At 71.2% G+C, this 20,440-nt stretch carries 20 protein-coding genes and 2 pseudogenes; 4 read left to right on the top strand and 18 right to left on the bottom strand.

Annotation, left to right across the window (positions count from 1 at the left end):
• Positions 1 to 26 precede the first annotated feature (26 nt).
• The 7 genes from eccCa to RM590_RS01220 all read right to left on the bottom strand — a co-directional run bounded on the left by eccCa (position 27) and on the right by RM590_RS01220 (position 9,253).
• The gene (gene eccCa / locus RM590_RS01250; protein WP_394813753.1) at positions 27 to 4,025 is read right to left on the bottom strand and encodes a type VII secretion protein EccCa; all 3,999 of its coding nucleotides are present in this window, start codon (positions 4,023 to 4,025) and stop codon (positions 27 to 29) included.
• Positions 4,022 to 6,469 carry a hypothetical protein gene (locus tag RM590_RS01245; RefSeq protein WP_311702400.1) on the bottom strand — a complete coding sequence of 816 codons (2,448 nt, stop codon included), beginning with the start codon at positions 6,467 to 6,469 and terminating at the stop codon, positions 4,022 to 4,024. The genes eccCa and RM590_RS01245 overlap by 4 nt, the downstream gene beginning before the upstream one ends.
• A gap of 14 nt (positions 6,470 to 6,483) precedes the next feature.
• On the bottom strand, positions 6,484 to 6,831 hold the full coding sequence (locus RM590_RS01240) for a hypothetical protein (protein ID WP_311702399.1): 348 nt from the start codon (positions 6,829 to 6,831) through the stop codon (positions 6,484 to 6,486).
• 26 nt (positions 6,832 to 6,857) lie between these two features.
• Positions 6,858 to 8,126 (bottom strand): hypothetical protein, encoded by a 1,269-nt coding sequence (locus tag RM590_RS01235; RefSeq protein WP_311702398.1) that lies wholly within the window; start codon positions 8,124 to 8,126, stop codon positions 6,858 to 6,860.
• On the bottom strand, positions 8,123 to 8,497 hold the full coding sequence (locus RM590_RS01230) for a hypothetical protein (RefSeq protein WP_311702397.1): 375 nt from the start codon (positions 8,495 to 8,497) through the stop codon (positions 8,123 to 8,125). The genes RM590_RS01235 and RM590_RS01230 overlap by 4 nt, the downstream gene beginning before the upstream one ends.
• A gap of 75 nt (positions 8,498 to 8,572) precedes the next feature.
• Positions 8,573 to 8,887: a hypothetical protein gene (locus RM590_RS01225; RefSeq protein WP_311702396.1), complete on the bottom strand. Its 315-nt coding sequence runs from the start codon at positions 8,885 to 8,887 to the stop codon at positions 8,573 to 8,575.
• 24 nt (positions 8,888 to 8,911) lie between these two features.
• Positions 8,912 to 9,253 (bottom strand): hypothetical protein, encoded by a 342-nt coding sequence (locus RM590_RS01220; protein ID WP_311702395.1) that lies wholly within the window; start codon positions 9,251 to 9,253, stop codon positions 8,912 to 8,914.
• 321 nt (positions 9,254 to 9,574) lie between these two features.
• Between RM590_RS01220 and RM590_RS01215 the strand changes: the two genes are divergently transcribed.
• Positions 9,575 to 10,561, top strand: coding sequence for a site-specific recombinase (locus tag RM590_RS01215; RefSeq protein ID WP_311702394.1), 987 nt, complete (start codon positions 9,575 to 9,577; stop codon positions 10,559 to 10,561).
• Here RM590_RS01215 and RM590_RS01210 read toward each other — a convergent pair.
• From RM590_RS01210 to RM590_RS01195, 4 genes are all read right to left on the bottom strand, one after another.
• Positions 10,462 to 11,046: a GNAT family N-acetyltransferase gene (locus RM590_RS01210; protein WP_394813752.1), complete on the bottom strand. Its 585-nt coding sequence runs from the start codon at positions 11,044 to 11,046 to the stop codon at positions 10,462 to 10,464. The genes RM590_RS01215 and RM590_RS01210 overlap by 100 nt on opposite strands.
• Complete coding sequence (locus RM590_RS01205) at positions 11,039 to 11,647, bottom strand: superoxide dismutase (protein ID WP_311702392.1); 609 nt, start codon at positions 11,645 to 11,647, stop codon at positions 11,039 to 11,041. Before RM590_RS01205 ends, RM590_RS01210 begins: the two co-directional genes overlap by 8 nt.
• Positions 11,648 to 11,760: 113 nt before the next feature.
• Positions 11,761 to 12,231, bottom strand: a complete 471-nt coding sequence (locus RM590_RS01200) for a hemerythrin domain-containing protein (protein ID WP_311702390.1) — start codon at positions 12,229 to 12,231, stop codon at positions 11,761 to 11,763.
• 150 nt (positions 12,232 to 12,381) lie between these two features.
• On the bottom strand, positions 12,382 to 12,750 hold the full coding sequence (locus RM590_RS01195; protein WP_311702818.1) for a TetR-like C-terminal domain-containing protein: 369 nt from the start codon (positions 12,748 to 12,750) through the stop codon (positions 12,382 to 12,384).
• An 88-nt stretch (positions 12,751 to 12,838) separates the two neighbouring features.
• On the opposite strand from RM590_RS01195, the pseudogene RM590_RS01190 reads away from it, so the two are divergent.
• Positions 12,839 to 13,009 (top strand): annotated as a pseudogene (locus tag RM590_RS01190) (glycosyl transferase); the annotation flags it as partial.
• Between the two features lie 19 nt (positions 13,010 to 13,028).
• On the opposite strand, the gene RM590_RS01185 reads toward RM590_RS01190, so the two are convergent.
• On the bottom strand, positions 13,029 to 14,249 hold the full coding sequence (locus tag RM590_RS01185; protein ID WP_311702817.1) for an erythromycin esterase family protein: 1,221 nt from the start codon (positions 14,247 to 14,249) through the stop codon (positions 13,029 to 13,031).
• 59 nt (positions 14,250 to 14,308) lie between these two features.
• On the opposite strand from RM590_RS01185, the gene RM590_RS01180 reads away from it, so the two are divergent.
• Positions 14,309 to 15,025 carry a TioE family transcriptional regulator gene (locus tag RM590_RS01180; RefSeq protein ID WP_311702389.1) on the top strand — a complete coding sequence of 239 codons (717 nt, stop codon included), beginning with the start codon at positions 14,309 to 14,311 and terminating at the stop codon, positions 15,023 to 15,025.
• A 14-nt stretch (positions 15,026 to 15,039) separates the two neighbouring features.
• Here the strand turns inward: RM590_RS01180 and RM590_RS01175 are convergent, their stop codons facing one another.
• Complete coding sequence (locus RM590_RS01175) at positions 15,040 to 16,032, bottom strand: GlxA family transcriptional regulator (RefSeq protein WP_311702388.1); 993 nt, start codon at positions 16,030 to 16,032, stop codon at positions 15,040 to 15,042.
• A 51-nt stretch (positions 16,033 to 16,083) separates the two neighbouring features.
• Here RM590_RS01175 and RM590_RS01170 point away from each other — a divergent pair, with 51 nt between their 5' ends.
• Entirely contained in the window at positions 16,084 to 16,479 is a 396-nt protein-coding gene (locus RM590_RS01170) for a cupin domain-containing protein (protein WP_311702387.1), read from the top strand.
• Positions 16,480 to 16,513: 34 nt separating this feature from the next.
• Here the strand turns inward: RM590_RS01170 and RM590_RS01165 are convergent, their stop codons facing one another.
• The 5 genes and pseudogenes from RM590_RS01165 to pcaDC all read right to left on the bottom strand — a co-directional run bounded on the left by RM590_RS01165 (position 16,514) and on the right by pcaDC (position 20,431).
• Positions 16,514 to 16,822: a hypothetical protein gene (locus RM590_RS01165; protein ID WP_311702386.1), complete on the bottom strand. Its 309-nt coding sequence runs from the start codon at positions 16,820 to 16,822 to the stop codon at positions 16,514 to 16,516.
• Between the two features lie 33 nt (positions 16,823 to 16,855).
• Positions 16,856 to 17,275: a VOC family protein gene (locus RM590_RS01160; protein WP_311702385.1), complete on the bottom strand. Its 420-nt coding sequence runs from the start codon at positions 17,273 to 17,275 to the stop codon at positions 16,856 to 16,858.
• Positions 17,242 to 17,532: pseudogene (locus RM590_RS01155) on the bottom strand (ArsR/SmtB family transcription factor); the annotation flags it as partial. The pseudogene RM590_RS01155 and the gene RM590_RS01160, both read right to left, overlap by 34 nt.
• Positions 17,533 to 17,746: 214 nt before the next feature.
• Complete coding sequence (locus RM590_RS01150; RefSeq protein WP_311702384.1) at positions 17,747 to 18,772, bottom strand: tyrosine-type recombinase/integrase; 1,026 nt, start codon at positions 18,770 to 18,772, stop codon at positions 17,747 to 17,749.
• Between the two features lie 543 nt (positions 18,773 to 19,315).
• Positions 19,316 to 20,431: a bifunctional 3-oxoadipate enol-lactonase/4-carboxymuconolactone decarboxylase PcaDC gene (gene pcaDC, locus RM590_RS01145; RefSeq protein ID WP_311702383.1), complete on the bottom strand. Its 1,116-nt coding sequence runs from the start codon at positions 20,429 to 20,431 to the stop codon at positions 19,316 to 19,318.
• Between the last annotated feature and the right edge of the window lie 9 nt (positions 20,432 to 20,440).

The following is a 20,440-nucleotide window of genomic DNA, read 5'->3' as shown; positions in this document are numbered from 1 at the left end:
CATCGGTCCCTACGTGGTCTGCGCGGTCAGTGGGCTGTCCGGTGGGGGGTCGCCGGCGTCTGGGGCGAGTCCTCGTGCGCGAGTTGCACGGGCACGTTGCCGAGCCTGCGGTGCAGCAGCAGGCCCCGGCCCCGGGCGCGCTGGGCGGGCTTGACCCCCCAGATGGGCAACTCGTCCTTGGGGATGCTGAGCAGCACGGCGGGGAAGTTCAGCTCCTTCATCCGCCCCAGCACCGGCTCCAGCACGGCCCGGCCCGCACCGCCGGCCTGGCGGGTGACGAAGACGTTCAGCCCCATGGCCCGGGCGTGCGGCAGGAAGTCCAGCAGCGGGGCGAGCGGGTTGCCCCGGGAGGTGGCGACCAGGTCGTAGTCGTCCACGAGGAGGTAGATCTCCGGGCCGGTCCACCAGGAGCGGTTCCGCAACTGCTCGGGCGTGATGTCCGGGCCCGGCACCCGCTTCTTCAGCCCGTCGGCCAGCCCGCCGACGACCTCCATCGAACGCTCCAGGGTCGTGGAGTAGCCCAGCAGGTGCGGGCCGTCGAACTCCCGCAGCATCGTCATCCGGTGGTCGAGCACCACGATCTTCGCCTGCTCGGGGGCGTATCCCACGATGACCTGACGCGCCACCGCCCGCAGCAGACCCGTCTTGCCGGTCTCGCTGTCGCCGACGACGATCAGGCCCGCGTCCTCGCCCGGGGTGAGCACGACCGGCTCCAGGCGGTTGCCCTCCACGCCGATCGCGACGCCGGGCGAGAACGCCGCGGGCAGCTCGGCCGGGCGCCAGACGGTGGGCAGCAGCCGCACCTTCGGCGCGCGCGGCCCGTGCCACGCCTCGTCGACGCGCCGCACCAGGTCGGCGACGCCGTCGGCGAGGCCGTCGGGGGAGCGGACGCCGTCCACGCGCGGCACCGCCACCAGGAAGTGCAGCTTCTCCGGGCTGAGGCCGCGCCCCGGGCGGTCGGCGGGCACGTCGCGCTGCAACTTGCGGTCCACCTCGGAGTCCAGCGCGTCGCCGAGCTTCAACTCCACCTTGGTGCCGATGAGATCGCGCAGGGCCATGCGCATGTCCATCCACCGGTTGCCGGTGACCACCAGGTGGATGCCGTACGTCAGCATCCGCCCGGCCACGCCCATCAGCACGTCCTCGATCTCGGGGAAGCTCTGCCGCAGCACCTGCCAGCCGTCGACGACCAGGAACACGTCGCCGAACGGCTCGTCCAGCAGCCGCCCCTCGGCCCGGGCGGCCCGGACGCCGGCCATCGACTCGACGCCCAGCTCGCGGAAGCGGGTCTCGCGCGTCTGCAGCATCTCCAGCACCTCGGCGACGGTGCGGTTGACCAGCTCGGTGTCGGTGCGGCCGGCGACGCCGCCGACGTGCGGCAGGCCGGCGAGCGCGAACAGCGTGCCGGAGAAGTCCAGGCAGTAGAACTGCGCCTCCTCGGGGGTGTGGCGCAGCGCGAGGGAGGCGATCAACGCCCGCACCGCCGTGGACTTTCCGCTGAGCGGGCCGCCGACGATCGCGGCGTGCCCGCCAGCGCCGGACAGGTCGATCTCCAGCGGGTCGCGGCGCTGGTGGAAGGGCCGGTCCACGACGCCGATGCGCGCGGTCAGCGGGCCGCGCGCGGGGGAGCTGCCGAAGCCGCGCCCCTCGCGCACCGCGAGGTCGCCGAGGAGGGCGTCCAGCGGCTCCGGCTCGTCCAGGGGCGGCAGCCACACCTGGTGGGCGCGCGGCGCCTGCCCGGCCATGCGGTCGACCATGACGCTCAGCACGGTGGTGTCCAGCTCCTCGTCCTCGCCGAACTCGTCCGGCTCCGGGGCCGGTTCGGGCTCCGGCTCGGGACGCTGCTCGGCCGGCACGGGCACGTATCCGGCGGGGAACCGGCGCACGCCGAGCGCGCCGGTGAGCGCCGTGCCGCCGCCGTCCTCGCCGGTGCGGTAGGGGCCGGAGACGTAGGCGGCCCGGAAACGCCGCAGCGTGGCCGTGTCCGTCTTCAGGAAGCCGTGTCCCGGGGCGTTGGGCAGGCGGTGGGCGTCCGGCACACCGATGGCGGTGCGGCTCTCGGACTCGGAGAACGTCCGCAGTCCGATGCGGTAGGACAGGTGCGCCTCCAGGCCGCGCAGGCGTCCCTCGTCCAGCCGCTGTGAGGCGAGGAGGAGGTGCAGGCCCAGCGACCGGCCCAGCCGCCCGATCTGCGCGAACAGGTCGGCGAAGTCCGGCTTCTGCGCGAGGAGTTCGGAGAACTCGTCGACGACGATGAACAGGCTGGGCAGCGGCGGCAGGTTCGCGCCGCGCTGGCGGGCGCGCTCGTAGTCGCGGACGGAGACGAGGTTGCCCGCGTCGCGCAGCACCTCCTGACGGCGGTTGATCTCGCCGGCGAGGGCCTCCTGCATGCGGTCGACCATGCTCAGGTCGTCCTCGAGGTTGGTGATGACGGCCGCCACGTGCGGCAGTTCGGCCATGCCCGCGAACGTCGCGCCGCCCTTGAAGTCCACCAGGACGAGGTTGAGGTGGTCGGGCGGGTGCGTCGCCGTCATCCCCAGCACCAGGGTGCGCAGCAGCTCGGACTTGCCGGAACCGGTGGCGCCGACCAGAAGTCCGTGCGGGCCCATGCCGTTCTGCGCCGACTCCTTGATGTCCAGCTCCAGCAGCCCGCCGTCGGCCGAGACGCCCAGCGGCGCCCGCAGCCGGTCCCGCATCGGGCGGTGCCGCCACAGCGTCGCCAGGTCGAGCTGGCCGGGGTCGGCGATGCCCAGCAGGCTGGGCAGGGTGTTGACGACGCTGGTCAGGTCCTCGGCGTCGGCGGCCGTGGCGCCCAGGTCCACGCGGTACCGCCCCAGCCGGCGCGCCAAGGCCTCCGCCTCCGTGACCGACAGCCCGTCGGCCCGCCCCAGTTCGTCCCGCGTCTCGCCCGCCACCACGGCGAGCGCGCCGCCGTCGGTCTCCAGCCGCACGCCGTGGCCCTCCGCCAGCGGCTCGGCCGCGCGCCCGTTCACCTCCAGCACGGTGACCGCCTGGAGCCCGCCCGGGTCGAGCAGTGCCTCCAGGCCGGTGACCAGGCCGCCGTCGAGCACGACGAGGAGGTGCGGCAGCTCGGGGTCCGGCTCGGCGTTGCGGTTGAACCGGGTGCGGCGGGTCAGCTCCGGGCCCAGCCACTCCTCCAGCACACCCAGGCTCGGGTGCATCATCCGCACCGGCCCGACGTGGTCGACGTCCTGCGGGTGGTGGGCGTGCGGCAGCCACTTCGCCCAGGACCACTCGCCCGCGTCGATGTCGCCCGTGCAGACCACGACCCGCAGGTCCTTGGGGGAGTGGAACGTCACCGCGTGCGCCACCACCGCGCGGGCCAGCGCCCGCGCCCCGTCGCCGGAGAGCGCCAGGGCGGCGAAGCGCCGCATCGCCACCTGCAACGGCAGGTCCGGCACCACCGCGTGCGTGTCCACGAACCGCCGCAGCGCCACCGCGCTCAGCGGATCCAGGTCCTCCACCGGCGCGGTCTCGGCCGCCACCAGCGGCGTCGCCAGATACCGCGGCCCGGCCCCGACCCGCACCACCCCGAAGTCCGCGTCGCCGGCCCGCCGTTCCCACAGCCGCCGGCTCTCGGCCAGGGCCCACAGCGTCCCCGGCTCCGGCGCGTTCCACTCCAGCGCCTCCCGCTGCGCCTGCGCCGTCCGCCGCACCTCGACGCGCGTGCGCTCCAGATAACGCAAGTACTCCCGCCGGTCGTTGCGCGCGACGGCCCGAGTCTTGGCCCGGTGCCAGACGACGGACCCGACGACCATGGCGAGACAGGAGAAGAGGAACATCGCCCCGACGATGTAGCCGATGGGGCCGCGCCCCATCGTCAGCATGTACATCACGGAGCCCAGCCCGCTCAGCGCGGGCAGCGCCATCATCCAGGCGTTCGCGTCCTCCGGCTGCGGCAGTTCCGGCGGCGCCTGGACGACGAGCTCCTGATCGGGCGCGACGGGCTGCGCGGCGCGCGGGGGGCGGCGGAAGAGGGCGGTGGGGGTGGTCACGTCTCTCACCCCTCGACCTGTCCGGGGCGCTTCAAGCGTTCCGCCGCGACCCGACCGTCATGCTCGCTGAAGGGCGGCACGAACCCGGACCCCGTGGTGGCCAGGTCGACGTCGTCCGCGAGGCCCAGCGCGTCCTGGGCCTGGTTCACATGGAAGTTGAGGACGCGGGAGCCTGTGGCGCCTTCGTACGAGCGGAGGAGGGTGTCGGCGTCCGGCACGGTGATGTTCTCCCCGCGCGCGGCGGCAGCACCGGCGACCAGCGCGTGCTGCATCAACTCGGTGTTGGTGGGGCCCTGTACGAGCTGGTATTCGGCCAGCACCTTGGGGGCCTGTGCCTCGAACTCGCCGAAACCGGGTATCGCCACTCCAAGGCCCGCTCCCGACAGCGACGCGCCGACGGCGACCGGACCGCCCGCCAGCCCGCCGAGACTGAGCGCGGCGCCGGCGGACGCGATGGTGAGGTCCCGCTGCAACTTCGCCTCCTTGTCCTCGCGGTCCTGGTAATGCTGTTTGACGTCCTGCTCGCCCCAGCTGACGAGCTGGTTGAGGTCGCCGATGTTCTGCAGAACGTTGGTCTTGTCCGTGGTGGCGCCGGAGTAGAGGTCGTATGCCAGGTCGTACTGAGTGGCGTTGACGCCGGTCTTGAAGTATTCGTTGACCGTCGGATCGGAAGCGGCCATGAGGCTGAATACCCCGTACATGTCCTCCTCCGAGTACTGAGGGTGCGGTTGGCGGAGGCCGACGATGTCGTCCATGCGGCGTAGCGCGGTTTCGGCCACGGCGCCTTGAATGGGAACGGCGTCGAGTGGGATGCGGGGAGCGAATTGGTCCTCGGTCCAGTCCGCGATGAGCTCGTCGGGGTTGTCGGTGTAGAAGTTGAGGACGCCGTCGGCGGCGGCCTTCTGCTCGGCGGTCAGCGTCCCGTTCTCGCCGGGCTGGATGGCGCTGTGTATGACATCGGCGATGCCCTGGCCGTCCTGCCACTCGGCCGTGAGCAGCCCCTCGCGGGTAGCTTGCGAGGTGCCCAGGAGGTCGATCGAGGCCTCCTGATTCAGGGCCGTGTGGGAGAGCAGGTCGCTGCTGCCGGTGAGCCGCAGCGGCTCGTCCGGGGCCGAGAGTGCTTCCGTGTCGCCCCCGGCCGCGTTCTCCGCCACGTCAGGGGAGACGGCGTTCACGCGGTCGACGGCCTGCTGCACGTCAAGGGCCGCGGTGCCCAGGGCGCGGGCGAAGTCGCCACCGGGCGTGAGAGCGGAGCTGTCCATCAGCTTGCCGAAGCCGTTGAACCGGTCGACGCTGGCCTGGTCGGTGACGCGCTGGCCGTAGCCGTAGAGGTACTCGCGGATGGAGTCGGGAACCTGCTGCGTGCCTCCGGTACCCGACGTGTTGATGCCGCCGATGTCCGGGTTCATCAGCATGTCGATGCCGTTGGCGACGTTCTGTTTCGCGAAGCCGCCGAGGTCTTCCGACAACCCAAGCTTCGCGAGTGAATCGGCGGTCGCTGTGTTGAAGAACCTCTGCAGATACGTGCTCTCTTGGGGCGTCAGGTCTCGCTGGGCATCCTTCCCCGGGACGTGCGGATCCCCGAAGACGCCGCCCGTGATCGCCTCCAGCCCCTGGGTGTACATCTCAAGGTTCTGCTCGTCGGGGCCCCCCGGCCTTTGCATTTCCTGGTTGAGCCCCTCGGCGGCCCACTGCGCCATCTCCGGGCTGGTGAACAGATCCACCGGACCCGATGCCACGTCGTATCCCGACTCGCTCAGAGTGGCCGCCATCTCCATCAATGCACGGCGGTACGTCGTGATCGATTCGTTGATGCGTCCGTCGGTGTCGCGGGCGTCATTCCCGGCGATCGTGAGATAGTCCTCCCGAATCTGGGCGGGCAGCTCGGGCGGGAGCGTGACCGTGTCATCCGCCAGCCGTCCGAACTTCACCTGGCGGCCCTTGTGAACCACGGTCGGCAGGACCGCCGTCGGGGGGGCGTTCCGGAATTGCCCGTCGAGTTCCTGGCGCAACGTCTCCCAGTAGTCCCAGTCGGCCTGCGCCTCCCTTCCGTAGTTCTGGACCCTGGTGTCCAGGCCGTTCGGGCCGGTCACCTCCTCCTCGACCGAGGCCTTCGTGGTGGACGCGGTGCCCATGGCCCGGAAGTTGTAGTCGACCGCCTGGTTGATCCGCTCCTCCTGCACGTTCCGGCCGGTCTCGTTGGACCGGTCGGCCGAGGCAGCGAGCGGGGCGCCGTTCTGGCTCGCGGAAGACTCCGAGATCGCATCGGCGCTCGCGGCGAGATCCTTGACCTCACGCGCCCCCTCGGCCGCCTCACGCAACGCAAGCCCGGCACGGAGCATGGCAGGAATGTCGATTTCGTTGCTGAACTTGGTCTGCGTAGCCCACGGATCCGCGCCGCCAGCCTTCGCTACCACTTCTCCTTGCGTGAATTGAAAGTTCGGGCCCGTCATGAGTCATTCACTCCCTACGCCAGACCGTCGGCGATGGTCTGATCCGCCTGCACCCGGGTGGACGCCGCGCCGAGCGCCTGCGCGGCGGCGGCGTCCATCTCCTCGCCGGTGTCGGCGACCTGGTTGTCCGCAGCAGCCATGTTCTGCCTGCCCTCCGCCGCGCGGGCGGCGCCCTGGGCGCTCGTATCGCGCGTCTCGATGAGCGCGTTGACGAATTCGGTGGCCCCGCCATAGCTGGTGGCGCTCACCTGTACCCGGCCGAGGAGCTGCCGGGTGGTCTCCGCCGCGTCGGCGCTGGTGGTGTTGGCACGGGCGCCCTCGCGGAAGCCCTCGGGGATGTACCACAGGCCGTCTGCGGACATGTGCGTTCTCCTCTCTTCCTTCGGGACTACTCGCCGAGCACGCCCAGGGCGGCACCCCGGCGGGGCGCCCAGACCTCGGGGTCCTCGGTGAGGTCGGTGAACCGCCGGTTCTGGCCTCCCGCCGCGCCGCGCCCCTGGCCGCTCCGGCCCGCGCCGCCCGCGCCCATGCCCGCCATCCCGGGCGGGGGCATGAACGGGCGGCCGCCCTGGGCCGCTTCGCGCATCGCCATATGGGTCGAGAGCTGCGCCCGCTGGTTCATGTTGCGCATGGCCTGCTCGAGCGCCTGCCCACGGGCCGGGCCGGCGTGGGCGACGCTCGGTGGGAGAACGCCGCCGTACAGGCCCGCCAGCCCGCCCGCGCCGCCCGACCCCGCGCCGCCGCCGACCAACGCCAGCCCGGCGGGCGAGGCGAGGCCGCCCGAGCCGGTGCCCAGGCCGGAGAGCCGGGCGGCGTACTCCGTGGCCTCGCCGAACGGCTTGCCGGTGACCGGGTCGATCCACCTGCCGGTCGCCGGGTCGAACTCCCGGCCGGTAGCCGGGTCCACGAGGTAGCCGGTGCTGGGGTCGCGCGTCCACCCGGCGAAGTCGCCCTGTTCCGGGCCCATCACGCTGGAGTGTGGGTACTCCCCCGAGCCGACGGCGCTGCCGTTGGCCGCCTGGTGGTCGGCGGCGGCCGCCGTGGCTTCCGCGCCTCCCGCCGGGCCGGCCGCCGCTCCCGCCGGGCCCGCCGGCGCGGCCCCGGCCGCCGCCGGCGTCGCCTGGGCGGGCCCGGGCGCCATCGGCGCGGCGGGAGCACCCGGACCACCGCTCCTGGGCGCGGTCGGCGCCTCGCCGGCGATGACGCCGGCGTATGACTCGCCCAGTGTGTCGAGCACCGTCTGGGCCTCGGCGGTGAGGCCCACGACGAACGTCTCGAAGGCGGCGGCGGCCTGCGGCGAGGGCGGGATCGCCGCTCCCCGCTCGTTGAACCGCTGCTCGAGATCGTGGGCCGCCTGCAAGGCCGTCACCGTGGCGCGCTCCGCCTCCAGAAGCTGATCGGAGACCTGCTGTGCCATGGCGGCGGTGGCCGACGTGAAGTCGGTCATCTGGGTCAGCCGGTCGCAGAGTTCCCGCAGGCCCACGCCCTGCTCCGCGGCCGCCCCTCCGGCCGTGCTCGCCAGGGCCGCGGTCTCCGTGTCCCCGGCGCTCGCCAGCGTGCGCCACGCTCCGGATGCCGTCCGGATCTTGTACTCCTTGGCGCTCCTGATCTGCGCGATCACCCGCTGGAACTCGGCCTGGGCCGACGCGATGCTCATGGCCCCAGCCTTCCGAAGCTGCGCAGCGACTGACCGCTGGCGTCCATCTGGGCGATGTCGAACTCCACCTGTGCCTGCGCCAGTGCTTGCGCGGCGGCCTGGTCGGTCTGCTCACCGGTCCGGGCCGCCGCGGAGGCGCTGAGCTGGATGTCCTCGGCCGCCTGCCCGCCTGCCATCACCTGCTGGGTCACGCTGGCCACGGCCGCGCGCAGCGCCGCGGCGGCCTGGGCACCGTTCGGCACTTCGCCGAACATGTCGTTGTCGGAGCCGATCCTGTTGGCGCAGTCCATCATCGTGGCGAGTTTCTGGCGCTTGGCCACCTCGGACTCGACGCCCCGGTGGGCGTCGATGTTGATGAGGATGTCGTCCATGCTGTCCCCCTTATCTCTCCAGGGCCTGTCTCTCCAGGGCTTGTCTCTCCAGGGACGGCAGGCGTCCGTGTCCGGTCAGGCCCGGCCGCCCGCGGCGGCGCGGACCATGGCGGCGCCGCCCTCGTTGCCGATGTTCTGCACGTTGCGCATCGCGGTGTTCTGCGAGGTGACGCTCTCGTCGTAGCCGGAGGACTCGCGGTGGAAGATCGCGTCGCGGTACTCGAGGGTCCCGCCGATCTGGGCGTCGACCTGGCCGTTCTGCACGAGGCTCAAGAGCTGCGTGCGCACGTTGTCCCAGATCTGGGTGTACTGCTCCTGCTGGCCGACGGTCTGGGACTGGATGCCGTCGAGGTTGTCGTTCCTGAAGTGGATCATCCCGTTGAACGGCATGGCTTCCTCACCTTTCTCGTTGGGTCAGATCTGGGCGGCGATGGAGTGGTCGGAGGACGTGCTGACCGGGATCACGTTGTTCAGCGCGCCGTGGGCCGCGTCGTCGGTCTCCCGGCCGGTGTTGGACGTCAGGCCGAGGTCCTGGGAGAGCCCGTCCAGTGCGTTGGCCAGCGCCTGGCCGGCCCGGCCGAGGTTCTCGTAGGTCTCCATGGCGGTCGCGGTGCCCGTGCCGTTGTAGGCGGTCGAAACGGTCCCGGCGTGTCCGCCGATACCCGCGGCGACCGTCTCCATGTCGGTGTACGCCTGGGCGATGATGCCCATGACGCGGTCGACCTCCTCCGGCGAAAGCTTGACCTCTGCGTGCATCGATGCCTCACCTTCCGCGTGTTTCGGGTTGTCCGGACTCTCCGGAGCAATGTCGCGACTCGGGTGTCTCGGAACACTGTTGAGCGACGAGACGAATGGAAGCAGAGGGAGTTCGGCAGGGGTCCCGAATCGCGGCGGGGGCGGGACATCGGCGCTGGTCGGCGGGGGTACGCCGGGCCGGGGCACGAGACTTGACCACCGGCGTGTCCGGGCCCGGGGGGCCGGGTGGGCAGGGGTGCCGGGGCCGGCGGAGCACAGTGACGGGAGCCCGTGACGATCTGGCCCGCGCCTTCACCGCGGGGAGCCGAGAGGGGAAGACAGATGGCCATCCGACACATGTCCGCGCCGGAGAACCGAACGGCGCCGGCCGCGCCGCCCCCGACGTACGCCGCGGCGGTCGACCACTACCTCGCCGGCGCCCGCGTCATGAAGTCCTCCGCGTGGATCCACCGGATCTCGCTCACCACGTGGGGCTGGCTGTTCTCCGGCCGTCCCGCGCCCATCGGCCCGGACCGCCACGGAACGACGCCCGCGCCGTTTTCGCTGGCCGCGGTCGCCGCGCCGGGCCTGCCGCCCGTGCTCGCCGAACTCGCCGCCGCGCGGGCGGACTTCCTGGACGCCGACACCGTCCGCCGTGAACTGTCCATCGCCCGCAAAGCGATCGGCTGGTGGCTCGCCCGGGGCTGGATCACCTCCGACCCCACGGTCGGGATCGAGCGCCGCCCGGCGCCCCCGGACCGCGCCGGGGCCCTGGCGGGCAGTCAGCTCGGAGCCCTGTGGCGGCTGAACGCGCCGGTGCGGGAGAAGACCCTCTGGAGGCTCGTCCACGAGAGCGGGGCACGGGCCGACGAGGTGCTGTGCCTGAACGTGGAGGACCTGTTCACCGCGGAGAAGTGCGGGAGGATCGCCACCGGGGGCGGCGCGGTCCGGTGGATCCACTGGCGGTCGGGCACCGCCCGGCTGCTGCCCCGCCTCATCGCCGGCCGCACCCGGGGGCCGCTGTTCCTCGCCGACGAGGAGGCACCCGCCTGGATCCCCGAGCCGGACCGCTGCCCGGTCACCGGCAGGGCCCGGCTGTCCCACCGCCGCGCGGAGAAGATCTTCGAGGCGAGCACCCGGCTGCTCGCCAACCCCCTGGCCCGGCCGGAGGACTTCGGCGAACTGGAGGGCTGGCGGTCACTGCACCGGCTCCACCCGGGCGCCGCCCCTCAGGTGCCGAGGGCGGGGTGGTCGGGGCCGAGGAACACCACGAACCCGGTGTCCACCGGATCCGGCGCGTTCGCCGGGCGCCAGCCCCGACGGCGGTAGAACGCCACCGCGCCGGGGTTGCGGGCGGAGGTCAGCAGCCAGCACCTCCCGCCGGGCGCGCCCTCGGCCACCGCGGCCAGCAGCGCCGCGCCCAGGCGGAGGCCCTGCGCGCGGGGCCGCACGGCGAGTTCGTCGATCTCCCGGCCACCGCACAGCCACTCCTCGACCCGGTCCGGACCGACGGCGGCCGCGACCCGGGGATAGCAGCGGCCGGTGGGGAACGGCCGTTCGGTGGTCCAGGCGGTGGCGAAGCCCAGCACGGTCCCGTCGCCGTCGCGCGCGAGGGCGGCCGTGAAGCCGGGGCGCGCGGCATCCCGGGCCAGCCTCTCCAGGTAGGCGTCGGCGCAAGCGGGTTCCTCGTCCCACGGCGGCGCGCAGAACGTCTCGACGTAGACCTCGCGTATGCCCCGCGCGCTCCCCGGGAGGCCGGCGCCGGGCACCCGCCGGACCGTCGGGCCCAGGGCCGGGAGCCCCGCGTCAGACACCGGCCGCCGCGGTGTAACGGGCGGTGACGTCCGCCCAGTTGACCAGGTCCCACAGCTTGACCACGTAGTCGGGGCGGACGTTCCGGTACTGGAGATAGTAGGCGTGCTCCCAGGCGTCGAAGACCAGCAGCGGGGTGCTGCCCTGGCCGACGTTTCCGTGGTGGTCGTAGACCTGCTCCACGATCAGGCGGCGGCCCAGCGGCTCCCAGGCCAGGACGCCCCAGCCGGAGCCCTGGACGGCGGCGGTGGCCACGGTGAGCTGCCGCTTGAACGCCTCGAAGCCGCCGAGGTGTTCGTCGATGGCGTCGGCCAGCGGCCCGCCGGGGCGGTCGCCGCCGTCGGGGGACAGGTTCTGCCAGAAGATCGAGTGCAGGACGTGCCCGGAGAGGTTGAAGGCGAAGGTCTTCTCCAGCCCGACCAGTTGTGCCGGCGCGAACTGCTCCTTGTCGCGGGCCTCGGCGATCTGCTCCAGCGTGTCGTTGGCGCCCTTGACGTAGGCGGCGTGGTGCTTGGCGTGGTGCAGCTCCAGGATCTCGCCGGTGATGGCCGGCTCCAACGCGGCGTAGTCGTACGGCATGTCGGGAAGCGCGTAGGTGCTCATGCGGCACGGCCCCTTTCGGATCGAACGATCGTCAGGGGCCACCCTAAGCCCTTATTGCGAATGACTCGCAATAGCCATGCCGGTGCAGCAGTCGCCGTGCCGCCAGGTGATGGTCAGAGCGGGCCGAGCGCCTCCCTGGGGTCGGCCGCCAGTTCAAGGGTCTCGAGCACGGTGAGCAGCCGCTTCTCCTCGTAACGGAAGTGGCTCTCCATGATCGCGGCGACGCCTTCGAGGTGGCGGTCGAGCTCCTCCGGCGGCGCGGCCCGGTCGACCGCGGCGCGAAGACCGCCGAGCAGATGGGCGATCATCGAGTGATCCTGCTCCAGCGAGCGCAGCACCGGACGCGACTCGGGATGCGCGGCCGCGATGGCGGGGAACAGGGTGCGGTCCTCGCCCCGGTGATGGCCGTCGAGGGCCGCGCAGAAACCGTGGCAGTACAGCAGCAGTTCGCGGGTGGCCGCCTCGCCGGGCGTGCCCTCGGCGAGGGAGGCGCGGGTCGCGCTCAGCGCTTCGCGCAGCCGGTGGTGCACCTGACGCAGTTCTTGGCTCCAGGCGATGAGCCTGGTCGTCTCGCGCTCAGTCATGCGAGAGCGAAGGGTGCGACGAGTGCATCGTCGGCCTCCTTCGATTCGGCGCCTCCATGCCTGACACGGTCTGCCACCGGCACGCGACGCTGGCCGAAGACTACCGCGCCCGCCGCCCCGTTGACACCGCGGCCGTCCCGCTCGCCGAGGTCACCGCTTGGCGTATGCGGCCATGAACATGTCCAGCAGGCCGTCGACCGCGCGCTCGTCGACCGGCAGGGGCGTCAGCAGGTGGCGGTAGTACAGAGCTCCGCACAGCACCTCCGCGGCGAACGTCAGATCCGCGTCCGCGCGCAGCTCGCCCGCGTGCTGGGCGCGGGTGATCCGGTCCGGGGTCCGCTGCTCGGCGGCGCTCAGGAACCGCTCGTGCAGCGCCGCCCGCAAGGCCGGGTCGGACTGGGCCTCGGCGATGACGGCGCGGTAGACCTGCCCGATCGGCGGATCGGCCAGGGCAGTCACGGAGTTGAGGAACTGCTCGCGCAGGTCGGAGCGGACGTCGCCGGTGTCGGGGTAGTCCAGGTCCGTGCTTCACGCGCGGTTGAGCGCGTCCAGCAGCAGCGCGGCCTTGGACGACCACCGCCGGTAGATCGTGTGCTTCCCGACCTCGGCCCGCCGCATCGACACCCCCGAGGCCACCGCCGGGACCCTGCGGACCGCCCTGAACGACCTGGTCACCGACGCGGAGGTCGCCCGCCGCTCGGCCCAACTGCGCGCGGACGCGCGAAGCGAGGGCGGCACCCCGCGCGCCGCCGACCTCATCGAGCGCATGCTGTCCTGAGTCCGCGTGAAGCGGTACGTCACGCCGTCGCCGGAGGCCCGCTTCGCGGGATGTCCTTGACGAACACGATCCCGTCGATTCCGGCCAGGTGCGCCGGGTCGATCGGGGAGTAGCCGTAGTAGGGGGACACGCGGGGGGCGGGCCGCCTGTCGGCGAGGGCGGTGGCCAGCCGGGGGGCGTCGACGACGCAGCGGTCCTCCGGGAGCGCGTACAGGAGCCCTTCGACGGTGTCCGGTGGCGGGGCGTCCACTCCCCGGTGCCGGATCGTGCCGAGGACGGTGGCCAGGAAGGCGTACTCCGCGCCGAGCCGGGTGCTCACGAGCGCGCCGGCGCCCCACCACTCCAGCGGCAGGCCGCTCATCCGCGTTGTGCTCTTGGCCCGTTGGAGATGGCCGTTGTGGGCGTGGATCAGCGCCGGGCCTCGTTCGGCGAGGGCCAGGAGGTTGTCGGCCATCATCCGGTCCCGCAGGCCCGCCAGCCGCGTCATGCGGGCCGGTGAGGTGTCGGCCATCCAGTGGTGGTAACGCAGCAGGCCGGTCGCGGTGCGCCCGTACAGGCGCGCCCGGTCCCAGTCGTCCCACGGGGTCGCCGTGATCAGGTGTGGCGTCTGCTCGTCGAGCAGCGCCACGAGGTCGTCGGCGAGCAGCCGCAGCTCCCGGGCCTCGGCCGACTGCCCCACGGACCACGCCGGGTCCATCATCGCGGCGGGATTGGTCCACCGGTCGTCGGCGCCGAGCAGGCGGTCGAGCGTTTCCGCGGTGCAGGGGAGCAGGCCCGTGTCCACCCGGGCCGAGAGGTAGCGGTGCAGTGCGGTGAGGGCCCACCGGGGGCTCTCGGCGCCGGTGATCTCCAGCGGGCCGTCGAAACCGGCGAAGCGGATCCGCTCGGGCGCGGGCCGGCCGTCGTTGTGGGCGCGCATCCAGCGCACGAGTTCGCGGTTGGCCGCGGAGGCCCCCCAGCCGTGGCTGAAGCCGCGCTCCATGACCTCGTCGAGGGTGCCCGTGCCCGTGGTGACGTAGTCGTCCACGGCCAGGCCCAGCAGGCAGTCGCTCTCGATCGCGATCGTCCGGTAGCCCTCCCGCTCGACGAGCTGCCGGAAGAGCTCGTTGCGCACCTCGAGCAGGGTGTCCTCGCCGTGGGTGGGCTCGCCCAGGGCGAGCAGCCGCGGCCGGCCCGGGAGCAGCCTCATGACGGCGGCCGCCTCGACGGCATGGGCGGTGTCCTTGATGTCACTGACCATGTCCATCAACGCTATCGTTGAACCTTCGCTGGAGACTTTCCCGCGATTCCGGCAGGACGATGGCGCGAAACCTTCAAAACGGCGGGCGGCTCAGGCCGGTTGATCTGGCGCGCGGGCACGGCCTGTCCACCCAGGCGGTCAGGAACTACGAGGAGGCCGGCATCCTTCCGGCCGCCGATCGCACACCCCACGGCTACCGCACTTACACCGCGCTGCACGCGGCAGCCCTGCGCGCCTTCCTCGCCCTGGTGCCCGGCCACGGCCACCGCACGGCGGCGTCGATCATGCGCGCGGTGAACGAGGGCGCGGCCGAGGAGGCGTTCCGCCTCGTCGACGAGAGCCACGCCCAACTCCTCGACGACCGCCGGACCCTGCACGCCGTGGAGCGCGCCCTCCGTGACCTGGAGCCCACCACCGCGGTGTCCGGGCCCGGCGAAACGTTCATCGGGCCGCTGGCGGGAAAGCTCGGCATCCGGCCCGCGACGCTGCGCAAGTGGGAACGCGCCGGGCTGGTGAGCCCGCGCCGCGACCCGCTGACCGGGTACCGCGTCTACGACGAGGCCGACGTACGGGACGCCCGGCTGGCCCACCAACTCAGGCGCGGCGGCTACCTGTTGGAGCAGATCGCCCCGCTGATCGCCCAGGTGCGGGCAGCCGGCGGCCCGGAGCCACTGGAAGCCGCGCTTCGGGACTGGCACGGCCGGCTGTCCGCCCGCGGACGGGCGCTGCTGACCGGGGCGGCCGAGCTGGAGGCGTACCTCCGCGAGCGAAGCTGAGACGTCGGCGCCGGTCAATTCGCATCCGGCCCGAACCGGCTCCTGTATGCCGACGGAGTGATGCCCGTCGCGCGGCGCATCAGCGTGCGCAAGTTCGCGGCGGTACCCAGCCCGCTGCGCCGCGCGACCATCTCGAAGCGGGACTCTCCACGCTCGATCAACCGGCATGCCAGGGCCAGCCGTTCCCCCGTGAGCCACGTCAACGGCGTCGTTCCGAGTTGTGCCCGGAAGCGGCGATGCAGCGTCGCCGGACTGACCGCCGCACGCGCCGCGAGGTCGGAGACCGTGAGCGGTGAGTCCAGCCGTTCCTGGGCCCAGGCCAGGACAGGAGCCAGGGACTCGTCGGGCGAGTCGGGCACGGGGCGCTCCACGAACTGCCGCTGCCCACCGTTCCGGTGCGCCGCGAAGACCAGTCGCCTGCTCACGGAGTTGGCGACCTCCGCGCCGTAATCGCGGCGGACCACATGCAGCCCGAGATCGAGCGCGGCCGCGCTCCCCGCGGCGGTGAGGATGTCGCCGTCGTCCACGAACAGCACGTCCGGTTCGAGGCGAACGGAGGGGAAGCGCGCCCGGAAGGAATCCGCCCACTGCCAGTGCGCGGTTGCCCGGCGCCCGTCGAGGACGCCGGCCTCGGCCAGGGTGAAGGCGCCGCTGCAGAAGCCGACCAGGCGCGCACCGCGCGCGTGCGCCCGTCGGATCACGTTGAGCACGGCGGGGCGGCGGGGCACCTCGACGTCGGGACGGTTGGGGACGATCAAGGTGTCCGCCGCGTCGGCCGCCTCCAGACCGGCGACCCCCGTGAGCGTGAAGAATCCGTCCCGCATCAGCGTGCGGGGCTCGGGGGAGCAGAGCCTGAAGTCGTAGAGATCACGGCCGATCTCCGGTCTGGGCAGACCGAAGATCTCGGTCGCGCAGCCGAGCTCGAAGGGGTTCGAGTTCTCGTCGACGATCACGACGACCCGGTGTACGCCGGCCGCTTGAGCCGCGTGCGAGGATTCTTTCGCCATGTGCGATTCCTAGCACTCACGCCGGCGATCCGAACCCCTCAGGATGAGCACATGAGTAACGAACCCGTCTCCCTCGGCAGGGCTCTGGCCTCCTTCGACGCGTTGTGGAGCCCCCGCATCGTCACGCGTGTCAACGACTATGACGTCCGGATCGCCAAGGTCGAGGGCGAACACATCTGGCACGTTCACGATGACACCGACGAGTTCTTCCTGGTCATCGAGGGAGAGCTGCACATTTCCCTGCGCGAGCCCGATGGGGAGCGCACGGTCCTGCTCCCTCAGGGGGCGGTCTTCACCGTGCCCCGAGGCACGGAGCACAAGCCGTATGCTCCGTCCGGCGCCGCGATCCTCGTGTTCGAGCCGACCGGAACACTGACCGTGGGCGATCGCCACGACGAGATCCCGGACCACGTGGACGCGACGACTGGGCACACGCTCCACACCTGAGCCGACAAGAGCCGAGATCAGCGGACGGAGAAATCTAGGCACCCCCCGTCGACGGCTCCGGCAGCGCTTCATGTCCGGCGAGGCAGAGCCTGACGCGGGTCTGGTCTTCGGCTTCGACGAACACCTGTTGCCCCCAGTGGGCAGTGAGGCGGTGTGCGACAGCGACCAAGCGGCGGCGGTCTTCCGGCGTGTACGCCGGGAAACACACCCAGCCTTGGTCGGCGATCTTGTTGCCGAGTTCGGTGAACAACACAGCCTGGACGCGCTGCTCTTCCTCGTCGGTGAGCGGTGTGGTGCCGCCCTCGGCAGGCCGCAGCCGGACGTTGTAGAGGTCTCGTATCACTGCGCGGCTCGCAATCTGCTCGCGGTGGGCGCCCTACTTGACGTGGATGAGCTGGATCAGGTTGCCGCAGGTGTCGTCCAGAACCGCGGTGGTGTTCGTGTCCATCTCCAGCGGCTCCTGGGTGAAGTACACCCCGCGCTCGCGCAACCGGTTGAACTCCGCTTGCACGTCGTCCACGGCGAAAGGAGCGGCCGGGATGCCGTCCTTGGCCAGCGCTGTCCTGTACTGCCGCACCGCGGGATGGCCGGAGGGCTCAAGCGGCAGTTCGGTCCCGTCGGGGGCTTCCGGCGAGACCACGGACAGCCACCGATCCTCGCCCAGCGGGATGTCGTGTTTCTTCATGAAGCCCAGCACGTCGGTGTAGAAACGCAGGGCCTTGGCCTGGTCATCGACGAAGACGCTGGTCCGGTGGATCTTCGTGGAGTGCTCTCCGGTGCATCGGGCCTGAGCCATCGGGTCATGATGCGCTCAAGGGGTTCGGTGTTCAGGTCGTGGAACTTGTAGCGGCCCTGGCGTCGCGAATGGACCAGACCCGCGGATTCGAGCACAGTCAGGTGCTGACTGATCGCCTGGCGGGACAGCCCCAGACCGTGCTTGGACGCCAGCCGTGCGCATATCTCGAACAGGGTCTGGCCATCGCGTTCCACCAGCTCATCAAGGATGCGCCGACGGGTGGGGTCGGCCAGCGCCTTGAAGACATCCTCCGCCATGACCGGCACCATAGGCAAGTGGCGGGTTGCCTATCAAGCGTTTCCGCCGGTCGCGGCGCCTCGGTCAGCACTCGATGATGTTCACCGCGAGGCCGCCGCGGGCCGTCTCCTTGTACTTGACGTTCAGTACGGCTGCGGCGACAAATGCCCTGTGACCTGCGGTTTTTCAGGGAAATCCCTGGGCGTTCGCCGCCCAGGGACTTCACAGGGACTTTCACTCTGCGTGGGGCGCGAGCCAGGCGTCCATCGCGTCGAGGCCGCGCCGACCTGCTCCGGGCATGAAGTGAGCGTAGTGATCCAAGGTGATCTTGGGAGACGAGTGACCGAGCCACTGGGAGAGGCTGACGACGGACTCGCCGGCCTCCAGTTGCACGCTGGCGTATGTGTGCCTGAGCACGTGGAAGCCGTCCTCGCGCGACACCTCGAAGACGGGATGGCGCCGGACCCGGCCGCCGTGTGTCTGGGTCTTCTCCCCGATGACCTTCAGCACGCCGGCGGCAACGAGGGCCGGGCGCCAGCTCCTGTCGTTCCAGGTCCGGTAATAGATCCGGTTGCCGTGCGAGGTCGTCAGCACCAAGTGCACTGTGATCGGCTTCCGCTGGCGGGCCTCGACTCTCTTGGTCGGCGGCTCGGGGTTGCGCCATGGCAGTGTGCACGCCACCGCCGGGGAGCGACGCAGGTGTTCACGGAGACGATGCCCGAGAACCGGAGGCAACGGAACTGTCCGGGTCTTGCCGCCCTTGGGGAGGCAGAAGTAGGGCCTTCCACGGGAGTCCCACCTGAGCTGTCGCCGGACGTGAACGACTCCCGCAGCGAAGTCGAAATCATTCTCCTCCAGCCCGAAGACTTCTCCCTGCCGGAGGCCAAGGCCGACCCCGAGATCCACCGCTATGCGATACCGAAATTGCAGTCGCGTCCGGACGGAGTCGACGGTCGAGCGGGCCCATGCTTTTGCCTTCTTCTCCTTGCGTGTGGGGCGCTTGATTGAGCGGTGGACCTGCATCCGGTGCTTGAGCAGGCGCTTGTCCTCAACCGCTGCGGTGAGCATGGAAGACAGATGAATCCAGATGACCTCGGCTGTCGAGTCATCCACACGGGACAACAACGCTGCTTTGAAGGCCCGTCGCGCTGCGGCGTCGATGTCGTTGAGCGAGTGGAACCGAGAAGCGGGATGATGTGTTTCCAGATGCGGCTGCGCATCGGCGCGGTTGTCGAGGGCTCGAAGGTCTGGTCCGGCCACCAGTGCTTCTCTACGTAGTCCTGAAGCAGAATGCTTCCATCCCGCGGGCCGTGGAATTCGCCACGGGTGCTGTCGGCCTTGGCGATGGCAAGCCACCGCTTGGCGTCCCCGCTTGTGCTGAACGAACGGTCGCGTACGCCCGGTATACTCTTGACCCGGTACCGCTTGCCCTTGCCCCACAGCGCAGTACGCTCCCGCTTACCCGTGACTTTATTCGGCCGCTTCTTAAGCCGCCGGTCCTCTATGTAGCCTGCCATCGGTAGAGGTATTCGGCCGCTTTGAGGAGGGTCAGGAATGCGGTCATATGATTGCTGGTCTTGCTCTCGTTCACTGCATCTCTCCTGACCTGTCCGGCTGATTGGATAGGTCAGAGTCTCGAGAGCCGCGCAGATAGTCCACAAAACACAGTCTTCGCAAGGGAGTTGCTGGGTCCTGCATGCGATGTCAACGCTCCCGGTCACGCTTCGTCACCACCGATTACGGGACATTGCGTCAACACCAGAAGAATTTATTGCCCGACGAACTCCACGGAAAAACTGGGTCCTACAGCACGTCGTCCAGCGCCCGTTGCACGGTGGCGAACGCCTTATTGGCCGCGGGTACGCCGCAATAGACTGCCATATGCCTCAGAACAGCGGAGATCTCCTCCGGGGTGAGACCGTTGCGCCGGGCGGCGACGGCGTGCAGAGCCAGTTCGTCCCAGTGACCGTGGGCGACCAGGGCGGCGAGCGTGATCAGGCTGCGTTCGCGCCGGTCGAGTGTCGGGTCCGTCCAGACCTCTCCCCAGGCGTAGCGGGTGATGAAGTCCTGGAAATCCTCGGTGAGGAGGGTCGTTCGCGCTTGAGCGCGGTCGACATGAGCGTCGCCGAGGACAGCGCGGCGTACTGCCATCCCGGCCTCGCGGGCGGGAGCGAAGTGCCCGCGGAGCGCGACGAGTACGGCTTCAGGGCGCTCGGCCGGGGCGAGGTGGGAAGTGCGGGGCAATTCGATGAGGGCGGCGCCCGGGATGGCGTCGGCGATTTCGCGGGCGTGGGCGGGTGGGGTGACCGGATCCTCGCGGCCGGCCATGATCAGGGTGGGGGCGCCGATGCTCGCGAGGACGCCACGCAGGTCGTACGCGGCGAGCGCGTCGCAGCAGGCCGCGTACGCCTCGGGCGCGGTGGCGCGCAGGTCGGCCAGCAGACCTGGATGGCTGAATCCAGGCGTGAACCAGCGTGCGGCTGCTGTGTCGGCGACGGGCGCCGTGCCCGCGCGGCGGACCAGCGCGGCCCGTCGCCGCCAGGGGCGGGGGTCGCCGAAGCTGGCGGAGGCGCAGAGGACACCGAGGCGGTCGACGCGCTCGGGGTGATGGACGGCCAGGTGCAGCCCGATCGCGCCGCCCAGGGAGACGCCGGCATAGGAGAAGCGATCGAGGCCGAGATGGTCGGCCAGGCCCAGGACGTGGTCGGCCAAGTCGGCGACGGTGGCGCCGGGGGCGATGAGCCCGGCGGCGGAACGGCCGTGGCCGGGCAGGTCCCAGCGGACCACCCGCCGGGTGGCCGACAGTCCGCGGGCGACGCCGTCCCAGAGGGCGGTGGAGGTGCCCAGGGAGTTCCCGAGCAGGAGGGGCGGGGCGCAGGCCGGGCCATCGACGGTGTGGTGGAGCAGTGCCGTGGGCATCGGCGGAAT

This window comes from Streptomyces litchfieldiae, assembly GCF_031845365.1.
Classification (GTDB): domain Bacteria; phylum Actinomycetota; class Actinomycetes; order Streptomycetales; family Streptomycetaceae; genus Streptomyces; species Streptomyces litchfieldiae.
Note: the sequence above shows the minus strand (reverse complement) of the source record. Positions and strands in the feature narration are given on the sequence as shown.